Source organism: Ancylomarina longa, assembly GCF_003996985.1.
GTDB classification, from domain to species: domain Bacteria; phylum Bacteroidota; class Bacteroidia; order Bacteroidales; family Marinifilaceae; genus Ancylomarina_A; species Ancylomarina_A longa.
Genome location: NZ_RJJX01000026.1, coordinates 41,290 through 51,698 on the forward strand (window position 1 = coordinate 41,290; position 10,409 = coordinate 51,698).

Sequence of the window (10,409 nt, forward strand, 5' to 3'; positions counted from 1 at the left end):
TATAAATGCAAAAGGATGCCATATTAGCATCCTTGTTTGTGTTTTTATGAAATAGGTTTAAACTATGAATTAGCATTCTCAATTCCTGTTTTTGAAATTATTTCAAGCATCGGCGATACATTTGAATGGTATTTTCCAATCCGAAATATAAAGCATCAGAAATCAGTGCATGACCAATAGAAACTTCCGCTAAATTTGTAATGTTTTGATAGAAATAATTCAGATTTTCAAGACTTAAATCATGTCCGGCATTGATAGCTAAGCCCAATTCTCCAGCTCTTTTTGCTGCACTTACGAATGCACTTATTGCGGCTTCTTTATCTTTCGGATAATTAGTAGCATATGGTTCTGTGTATAGCTCTATTCTATCGGTTCCAGTGGCAATAGCTCCCTCAATATTTGTCAGATTGGTATCTACAAAAATCGATGTTCTTATTCCCGCATCATGAAATTCTTTGATGATGTTGATCAGGAAATCTTTGTTTTCCACTGTATCCCAACCAGCATTGGATGTTAATGCTTCTGGTGGATCGGGCACAAGAGTAACTTGATCCGGAATAACTTCAAGCACTAAATTTATAAATTCACGATTGGGATAACCTTCAATATTAAACTCAGTAGTAACTAAGGGTTTTAAATCACGTACATCCTGATATCGAATATGTCTTTCATCGGGGCGGGGATGAACAGTAATTCCTTCTGCTCCAAATCTTTCACAGTTGATTGCAGCTTCGCAAACATTAGGAGTATTCCCTCCTCTGGCGTTTCTTAGTGTTGCAATTTTGTTTATATTTACACTTAATCTGGTCATTTTATAAAATCTTAATGAATAGAGTTGCAGGTAATAGGACAAAACAAAATTAGATTAGTAATTGCTATTACCCAAGACAAAATTAAGAGTAATTCCGTGAAAATAGTTACGTATGATTGCAAAAGATTTAATTTCTGATGTTGTTCCAGTGTTGCGGGAAACTGATACGGGTCTCCAGGCCTTGAATTGGATGGAGATTTTTAGGGTTTCTCATCTCCCAATTGTTAAGGGAGATGAATTTCTTGGACTTATTTCTGATAATGATATTTACGATTTGAATAAAGCGGAGGAAGCAATAGGGAAACAGAAGTTATCTTTATTCAGCCCTTATGTAATGGCTAATTATCACATTTACGATGTGATTGAAATTATTTCTCGTTTAAAATTGACAGTAATTCCGGTTTTGGAAGATGAAAAAACTTATTTGGGACTTATAACTTTAAATGATTTAATGCAATATATAGAAAGAATATTTTCAGTTCGCGAACCCGGTGGAATTATAGTTCTGGAGCTAAATTCTGTAGATTATTCCTTAAGCGAAATTTCACGAATTGTGGAAGGTAACGATGCTAAAATTCTTAGTCTGTATGTAAAATCTTCTACTAATTCTAGAAAAATTGAGCTTACCCTGAAAATAAATCGAACCAACCTCACCTCAATAATTCAGACTTTTCTTCGTTATGATTATACGATCACATCAACTTACGTAAAGGAGGATGATATGAAGGATATGCTGGAGGATAGATATAATTCCTTTATGCGATTTCTGAATATTTAAAATCAATGACTTTTTCTTTTGGGTGTTGATTCTTGCATCATGGCAGATTCCTTTATCTTTGTGCTGAACCTACGTGGATATTTGATTGACGGGAGATGAATATATAATCTATTTGTGGAGGAAAACTATTTTAATTGAATAATATTTTCTAAATATATTCCTGATACCAGTTTGACTAATCACGTCTGATTGAATTTTATAGAACAATTTAAATCTTGATTCTAATATTCAAAACTATGAAGATAGCTCTGTTTGGTAAATCATTTAATGAAAACTTTACCGATAGCTTTAAAATGATGTTTGAGGTGTTTGCCAGAAATAATGTGGAAGTACATATTTATGAGCCTTTTTACGACTTTTTGATTCGGGAGGTTAACTTTAAACCGCCAGTAGATGTGAATTTTTCAGGCTACCATGATTTGGATAAAGAGGTTGCTTATTTTTTCAGCATTGGTGGAGATGGTACTTTTTTGGACGCAGCAACCATCGTTCGTGATTCAGGTATTCCTTTAGTCGGAATCAATTGTGGTCGGCTTGGTTTTATGGCGGATATTGCTCAGGATGAGATACCACAAGCCTTGCATGATATATTCGATGAGAAGTTTATCATTGAAGACCGTAATTTATTGGAACTGATTACTTCTCAAAATGGATTGTTTGATGAATTTAATTATGCACTAAATGAGTTTACAGTGCACAAGAAGGATTCAGCATCGATGATTACGATTCATACTTATTTAAATAATGAATATCTGAATTCCTATTGGGCAGATGGTTTGATTATCGCTACGCCAACAGGATCTACTGCCTATTCTCTTAGTGTTGGTGGTCCAATTCTTATTCCCAATACACAGAATTTTATTATTTCCCCCATATCACCTCACAACTTAACGGTACGACCAATAGTAGTTCCCAATTACCACGAGATTACCCTTAGAGTAGAAGGACGTTGTGATTCCTATTTGGCATCGCTTGATTCAAGATCTGCTAATTTTGAATCGTCGGTTGAACTTAAAATCCGACGATCCGATTTCCAAATAAGAGTCTTAAAACTAAAAACACATAGTTTTTATGGAACGTTGAGGAATAAGCTGATGTGGGGAGTTGATAAGCGTAATTAACAATCTAATTTGTACGGTTTTTTATTTTAACAAAATTTAACGAGCGTGTCGTTTTATTTTTTCTCTCGATCAAGGTTTTTTAAGATTATATGTTACTTTTGTAGCTTGTGAATCAATTTAGGGCTAGTGTATCCTAATCAAATCAACGGTTACAGAGATTTGAACATGAATTTTAAATTCATTTGAAAGAAGAGAAATACAAACTTGTTTTCATGTATAAACTGATTTTGGGAATACTGTTGTTTGTATTAAGCAGTTCAGCATTTTCGCAAACCAAAGCTGAATTAGGAATCTTTGGTGGTGCTGCTTATTATATGGGAGATATCAATCCTCAAAAACAATTATATTCAAGTTCAGTTGCATTAGGGGGAATATATCGATACAATTTTAATTCAAGATACTCATTAAGAGCAAGTATGTTATTCTCAGGCTTAAGTGGAAACGATTTGGATTTTAAGAATTCTTATCAACAAGCCAGAGGAGCCTCCTTTAATACGGATTTAGTAGATCTGTCTTTACAAGTAGAATTTAATTTTCAGCCATTTAGGGCTCCTCAAAAATCGAAGACTAGAAGGGTAGTACCTTACGTAACCTCAGGTATTGGATATATTGCTCCAAGTAGCACAAGTTCTTCGTTTACTATACCTATGGGTGTTGGTTTTAAAACCAATATTAAGGGTAGGTGGACAGCAGCATTGGAATGGAGTTTTCGAAAAACTTTTACCGATGATCTGGATCATCTTGATGATCCGAATAATTTTAAAGAAAGCAATTTAATGCACAATAACGATTGGGCATCCTTTTTAGGAATCATGATTAGTTATAAACTGTTCCCCGATAATGAGGAATGTCATTCTTACGATCGCTTTGTAAAATAATTATATGTTATTCAAGGATAAGATAATAAAAGAAAAGCTACCAAGACATCTTGCTATAATTATGGATGGAAATGGTCGGTGGGCAAAAATGCGGGGAGAACATCGCATTATTGGTCATCAGAATGGCGTAGAAGCAGTTCGGCAAACGGTAGAGGGAGCTGCTGAATTGGGGATATCCTATCTTACTCTATATGCATTTTCAACCGAAAACTGGAATCGTCCACAGGATGAAGTTTTAGGTTTAATGTCCTTATTGGTGGAGGCTATCGAAAATGAAACTCCTACCCTGATGAAAAACAATGTACGCCTAAAGGCAATCGGGGATTTGGACAGTTTACCTGCCGAAGTAACCGAAAAGCTAAATGGCACCATATGCAATACTTCTGGAAACACGGGATTGACTTTGGTATTGGCATTAAGTTATAGTTCCCGATGGGAAATACTTCATGCAGTAAAAAAAATAGCTGGTCAGGTAAAAAAGGGTGAAATAAGAATGGAGGATATAAATGAAGATATATTCTCGAATAATTTAACAACATCAGAAATACCTGATCCTGAATTATTGATTCGTACTAGTGGCGAATATAGAATCAGTAATTTTCTTTTATGGCAAATAGCATATTCCGAATTGTATTTTACCGAGCTTTTTTGGCCCGATTTTAACAAAGAGGAGTTGTATAAGGCGCTTGTGGATTATCAGAACCGGGAACGGAGATTTGGTAAGACGAGCGAACAAATTAAAGATAATTAGGCAATAACCATTATAATCTAAGTAATGATTAAAAGATTAACTTTCATATTTACTCTATTTTTAAGTATCAGTGCATTGGCACAGGAATCCGATACTATTTATAATCCGAAGCTTTATTATGCTACTCCTGTGAAATACGAACTAGGTGGTGTCTCCGTTACAGGAGTAAAACATTTAGAGAGCAATGTTTTGGTTCAAATATCAGGCTTACGCGCAGGTTCTAATATTGAAGTTCCTGGTGAAAAGGTGACCAAAGCAATACAAAAATTATACAAACAAGGTTTGTTCTCGGATATTCAGATTTCTGCTACAAAATTGATAGGTAAGAAGATATACTTGAATATTTATCTTCAGGAACGACCAAGACTCTCAAGTGTTAATTATAATGGAACTTCTAAGAGCGAGACCAGTAAGTTAAAAGAGCGATTAAAATTAATGAAAGGAGTTCAGGTTACTGATTTTATGGTTGCCAATACCGAAACAATCGTTAAGAACTACTTTAAGGAAAAAGGTTACTATAATATTAATGTTAATGTGTTGCAGAGGGATGATCCATCTGAAGAGAATAGCGTTATTCTGGATATTAACATGAATCGAAACAATAAAATTAAGGTCAAGAATATTTTTGTTGAAGGAAATACGGCCTTCACGGATAAAAAAGTAAAAAAGGCAATTAAGGATACGAAAGAGAAAAGATTTAGGAATTTCTTCAAATCTTCAAAATATATCGAAAATAAATGGGACGAGGATAAAATTGCCTTAATTGATAAATATAATGAAAAGGGATATCGTGATGCAATTGTTCTCTCTGACAGTGTGGAACAGGTATCCGAAGACAGAGTAAACCTTTACCTAAAAGTGAAGGAAGGAAAACAATACTTCATTAATAATATAAGCTGGGTAGGTAATACAGTATATACAGCATACTTCCTCGATAGAGTATTGAAGATTCAAAAAGGAGATATTTACAACCAAACTTATCTGGATAAACGATTAAGTAGTGATGATGATGCTGTGAGTAATTTGTATTTGGATAACGGATATTTGTTTTTTAATATCAATCCGGTAGAAACTGTTATGGGGCAGGATTCTATTAATTTGGAAATGCGTATTGTAGAAGGAAAGCAAGCAAAAATTGATCGAATAAAAATTGTTGGGAATACGAAAACTCACGAACATGTTGCTCGAAGAGAATTGTACACTTATCCTGGCGAATTGTTTAGCAAATCTGACATCATACGTAGTGTTCGGGAATTAGCTCAGTTAGGACACTTTGATCCTGAAACAATTAATCCTGATATAACTCCGCATCCGGAGAGTGGAACTGTTGATATAACCTATGAATTGGAAGAAAAAGCAAACGACCAGATTGAACTCTCAGGTGGTTGGGGTGCAGGTATGATTATTGGTACTGTAGGTTTGAAGTTTTCCAATTTCTCTATACGGAATATATTTAACAAAAAAGCATGGAGTCCGCTTCCTACCGGAGATGGTCAAACCTTAAGTATTCGTGCTCAAACAAATGGATCTTACTATAATTCCTATAGTATGTCATTTGTAGAACCTTGGTTGGGTGGAAAGAAGCCAACTTCATTAAGTACTTCTATCTATTATTCTCAACAAACTGGGTTTAGCCGTAGCTATAATTATTATGCAACAAGAGGTTCCAGCAATGATCAGAATCAAAAGATTTTTGGTGCAAGTGTTGGATTAGCTCGCAGATTGAAATGGCCAGATGATTATTTCTCATTGTATAATGAAGTCAGTTACCAAAACTTTAGATTACACAATTGGCAATATTATTTAATTGCGAATGGAACTTCAAATAATTTTAGTTTCACTACTACCTTATCCAGAAGTTCGATTGACAATCCATTGTACACACGTAGAGGATCTTCTTTCTCTTTAAGTTTGAAGTTAACTCCACCGTATTCTTTGTTTGAGAATTTAGATTACTCCAGAGCAAGCGATGCAGAGAGATACAAATGGATTGAGTATCATAAATGGGTTTTCAAAGGCAAAATGTATAATTCTATCTTGCCAAGTAATGATAAGCTAGTTCTTTATACAGGAACAGAATTCGGATATCTTGGATTCTATGATCCAAATAAACGCTCTCCTTTCGAGGGATTTGAAGTTGGTGGTGATGGTATGTCGGGTTATAGTATGTATGGTAGTGACAATATTGGATTAAGAGGTTATGAAAACGGATCATTAACCCCTATTTTTTCAGATGGCCGCCGTAAAGGAGGAAATATATATTCTAAGTTCACTGCTGAGATTCGCTATCCATTGTCCCTAAGTCAGTCTGCAACAATTTATGCGTTGGCATTTGCTGAAGCGGGTAATTCTTGGTATGATTTTGATGAATATCAACCATTTAATTTAAAGCGATCAGCAGGAATGGGTATTCGTATATTCTTACCTATGTTTGGTTTGTTAGGGATAGATTGGGGATATGGATTTGATCAGGCAAATCTTCCTGGGCAAAATGGAGGTCAGTTCCACTTTGTTATCGGTCAACAATTTTAACATATTTTAAGTATTGGGTCTTGGGAGCTATTTTAATTTCTATTATTTTAGTCTTTTAATTTATTCAAGGATAAAATTTTGAAATTCATACGTGTATGAAAAGAGTATTTTTATTGATTGGTATATTTTTATGTGGTTTGGTAAACCTTCATGCTCAACAGAGATATGGGTTTGTGGATACAGAATATATTTTGAATAAAATGCCTAATTATAAAACTGCTCAGGCACAATTAGATAAGATATCTGAAAAGTGGCAAGCAGAGATTGAAACTGTTAGCTTGGAAATAAAAGAGTTGCATGTTAAGTTTAGAGCAGATGAAGTATTTTTATCTTCGGATATGCGACAAAAGCGAGAACGGGAAATTCACAATAAAGAGGTTTTAGCTCAAAAACTCCAAAATAAATATTTCGGACACAATGGAGAGCTTTATAAGAAGCGTCAGGAATTGATGAAGCCAATTCAGGATGATATATATGATGCAATAAGGGAAATTGCAAAGTCCGGAAGTTATGGTATGATTATTGATCGTGCTAATGGACCTACAATTATCTACAGTAACTCAAAATTTGATTTGAGTGATAAAGTGCTGTATAAACTAGGTATTAGAACTAATTAAAATTTAAAATAAAAACTGACTGATACTATGAAACGAATTTTAAAAGTAACTTTAATAGCATTATTTTTATTTAGTGGAGTAAATACTTTTGCTCAAACACTAAAATTTGGACATATCGATTCCAATAAATTGCTATCTATCATGCCTGAAAAAGCCGAAGCCCAAAAACAAATTCAGGCCAAAGCTGCTGAGTACGATAAGCAAATTAAAGATATGAAAGCTGAATATCAAACACTCGTTAATGCTTATGTGAAAGATAGAGAATCATTATCTGAAGCTGTTAGAGCGGATAAAGAGAAAGAAATTCAGGATTTGACAAATCGTATGCAAACATTTGATGGTTTTGCACAACAAGAACTTCAAAAGACTCAAAACGAATTGTTAAAACCAATTTTCAATAAAGCTTCTAAAGCAATTAAAGATGTTGGTGCAGAGAATGGATTCACTTATATTTTTGACATCAGTACTGGAGTGATTCTTTTCAACTCAGCAGATAGTCAAGATGTAATGGCATTGGTGAAAGCAAAGTTAGGAATCCAATAATTTCTAATACAATATAATGAAAAGATGGTATATTTTATACCATCTTTTTTTATGCGTTTATTTTAATAAGGAAAACTGCCAGAGTTGACTTGATATTGACTAAATTAGGAGTTGGAATAGTTTTTCTGTCGATTTCAATTTTGGGTGATACGTGAAAATGAAAGTCATTTTTGTATGAAAATGTTTTCCATGGAAAATTTCTAATGTAATTTTATCCTTTCATGAGATAAGTATTATTTCTTAGCTAAAATGTTATAATTCATATTTAAAAATCATATGGAAATAAAAAAGCATCCAATAGGAGTATTTGACTCAGGTTATGGAGGATTAACTATTTTAAATCAGTTTCTGAAGGAATTACCGGAATATGATTTTATCTATTTAGGAGATAATGCAAGGAGTCCGTATGGAACGCGTTCCTATGATGTAGTCTATGATTATACATTAGCAGCAGTAAAACAGTTGTTTGCTATGGGGTGCGAGTTAATAATACTGGCTTGTAATACTGCGTCTGCTAAAGCTTTACGAAGTATTCAACAAAACGATTTGCCAAATATTAGTTCTACTAAAAGAGTATTAGGTGTTATTCGACCAAGTGTGGAACAAATTATTAATTTATCACAGTCAAATCATGTTGGAATACTTGGTACTGTAGGTACGGTAAGATCCAATTCCTATCCTTTAGAAATTAATAAATTGTATCCTCAAATAAAAGTTGTGCAGGAAGCTTGTCCAATGTGGGTTCCATTAGTCGAAAACAACAAATTTCAGACAAAGGGTGGAGCTTATTTTATTCAGGAAAATATAGAGAGTTTGCTATCCAAAGATACAAAGATAGATACGGTAATTTTAGCTTGTACACATTATCCTTTGCTTGAAAAGGAGATTCAAAAACATCTTCCAAAGGGAGTTCGATTGATCTCACAGGGTGAAATTGTTGCAAAAAGCTTGCACGATTATTTAAATCGGCATCCGGAAATGGAAACCATTTGCTCAAAGAATGGAGAGCGCCAGTTTTTCACCACGGAATTTGTGGATAGTTTTGAAGAAAAAGCCAGTAGGTTCTTGCAAACAAATTTAAAAGCAAAGCATTTAAGTTATTGACAAAAAGAATCCTCTCTAAATAATTTCCAGAAGAATATTATTAGAGAGGAAATGCAATTTAATGGTTTTGCCTATTTGCTGATTTTTTCATCTTCCTGATACCAACTTGCATACATCGCATAACTATTAGCAATTCGATTAATTTCGCCCTCCAACAGTTCAGGGCTGATTTCCTTAATTTTTTTTGCTGGAGCACCTGCATAAACACTTCCTGATTCCACATGAGTTCCTTTGGTGATTACGGAGCCTGCAGCAACTATGGAATTACTTTCTATTACAGCATCATCCAATACAACAGCGCCCATTCCAATTAGGACATTATCTTTGATTGTACATCCATGTACAACTGCATTGTGAGCGATAGATACATTGTTTCCAATATTGGTAGGTGATTTTTTATAAGTAGCATGAATTGTTGCGTTATCCTGGATATTCACATTATTCCCAAGTTTTATATAGTGCACATCTCCTCTTAGTACAGCACCAAACCAGATGCTGCAGTCATTACCCATTTCAACATCACCTATAATAGCTGCATTATCAGCAAAAAAGCAGTTGTTGCCATAGATAGGTGACTTCCCATTTAGATCTCTTATATAAGCCATTCTTATTTAGTTTGATTATAAATACAAAGATAACTAAAAAAAGATTTAAGCATTATAATGATAAGATGTTGTAGGAAAGTTACGCAAACGTTAACGGGAATGAAATTGAAAATGAGTAGTATAGCTTCCTTTGTATTTGAAAGTAATAATGGTTGTTTTGCTGCAAATTGTAATTTCCCACTAATGTTTTGATGTGAAATTAAAAGGTTTGCGAAAAATAAATGTTTGAATATTTAAGTTTTTTTCACACTTTTGATACCGCAGATAAAATAGGGGTATATTATATCTGTACTTTTTGATAGGAAATAAGTAGGGGTACTAAGATCTTATCAGATAAATTCTAAAGGGTGCATAATGTTGCTATTGTTTTAACTAGGTTAATGCAATAGACTTTATATATATGTGTGTATTAATGTTAATTAACCACTAACTAAAAGTTTATGAAAAAAAGTTTGTTTTCGATGTTAATCCTGTTTTTTATAGGATTACAGAGCGTACTAGCTCAAGGTCGAGAAATCTCAGGGGTGGTTACTTCAGCCGATGATGGGCTGTCTATCCCGGGAGTTTCAGTAATTGTAAAAGGTACAACCATCGGTACCACAACCGACTTCGATGGTAATTATTCCTTAAATGTTCCAGAAGGTGAAAAAACTTTGGTTTTTTCTTTTG

11 protein-coding genes are annotated in these 10,409 nt (G+C 34.0%); 9 read left to right on the forward strand and 2 right to left on the reverse strand.

Translation table 11 applies throughout. The annotated features are described in order from the left end of the window. Window positions 1-97: 97 nt before the first annotated feature. Window positions 98-811 (reverse strand): pyridoxine 5'-phosphate synthase, encoded by a 714-nt coding sequence (locus tag DLK05_RS14410; RefSeq protein ID WP_127344712.1) that lies wholly within the window; start codon window positions 809-811, stop codon window positions 98-100. Window positions 812-923: 112 nt separating this feature from the next. Between DLK05_RS14410 and DLK05_RS14415 the strand changes: the two genes are divergently transcribed. From DLK05_RS14415 to murI, 8 genes are all read left to right on the forward strand, one after another. Beyond that, the gene (locus DLK05_RS14415; protein ID WP_127344713.1) at window positions 924-1,589 is read left to right on the forward strand and encodes a CBS domain-containing protein; all 666 of its coding nucleotides are present in this window, start codon (window positions 924-926) and stop codon (window positions 1,587-1,589) included. 236 nt (window positions 1,590-1,825) lie between these two features. Further along, window positions 1,826-2,710 (forward strand): NAD kinase, encoded by an 885-nt coding sequence (locus DLK05_RS14420; protein WP_127344714.1) that lies wholly within the window; start codon window positions 1,826-1,828, stop codon window positions 2,708-2,710. Between the two features lie 212 nt (window positions 2,711-2,922). Continuing rightward, the gene (gene porG / locus DLK05_RS14425) at window positions 2,923-3,588 is read left to right on the forward strand and encodes a type IX secretion system protein PorG (RefSeq protein WP_127344715.1); all 666 of its coding nucleotides are present in this window, start codon (window positions 2,923-2,925) and stop codon (window positions 3,586-3,588) included. A 4-nt stretch (window positions 3,589-3,592) separates the two neighbouring features. Next, on the forward strand, window positions 3,593-4,339 hold the full coding sequence (uppS, locus tag DLK05_RS14430) for an undecaprenyl pyrophosphate synthase (protein ID WP_127344716.1): 747 nt from the start codon (window positions 3,593-3,595) through the stop codon (window positions 4,337-4,339). A 24-nt stretch (window positions 4,340-4,363) separates the two neighbouring features. Then, on the forward strand, window positions 4,364-6,871 hold the full coding sequence (gene bamA, locus DLK05_RS14435) for an outer membrane protein assembly factor BamA (protein ID WP_127344717.1): 2,508 nt from the start codon (window positions 4,364-4,366) through the stop codon (window positions 6,869-6,871). 95 nt (window positions 6,872-6,966) lie between these two features. After that, window positions 6,967-7,488 carry an OmpH/Skp family outer membrane protein gene (locus tag DLK05_RS14440; RefSeq protein ID WP_127344718.1) on the forward strand — a complete coding sequence of 174 codons (522 nt, stop codon included), beginning with the start codon at window positions 6,967-6,969 and terminating at the stop codon, window positions 7,486-7,488. Between the two features lie 27 nt (window positions 7,489-7,515). After that, complete coding sequence (locus DLK05_RS14445) at window positions 7,516-8,031, forward strand: OmpH/Skp family outer membrane protein (protein WP_127344719.1); 516 nt, start codon at window positions 7,516-7,518, stop codon at window positions 8,029-8,031. 276 nt (window positions 8,032-8,307) lie between these two features. Beyond that, window positions 8,308-9,135, forward strand: coding sequence for a glutamate racemase (gene murI / locus DLK05_RS14450; RefSeq protein ID WP_127344720.1), 828 nt, complete (start codon window positions 8,308-8,310; stop codon window positions 9,133-9,135). Between the two features lie 71 nt (window positions 9,136-9,206). Here murI and DLK05_RS14455 read toward each other — a convergent pair whose 3' ends face one another. After that, entirely contained in the window at window positions 9,207-9,740 is a 534-nt protein-coding gene (locus DLK05_RS14455) for a gamma carbonic anhydrase family protein (RefSeq protein ID WP_127344721.1), read from the reverse strand. Between the two features lie 440 nt (window positions 9,741-10,180). Between DLK05_RS14455 and DLK05_RS14460 the strand changes: the two genes are divergently transcribed. Continuing rightward, a partial coding sequence (locus DLK05_RS14460) for a carboxypeptidase-like regulatory domain-containing protein (protein ID WP_148114110.1) occupies window positions 10,181-10,409 on the forward strand: 229 nt, incomplete at its 3' end.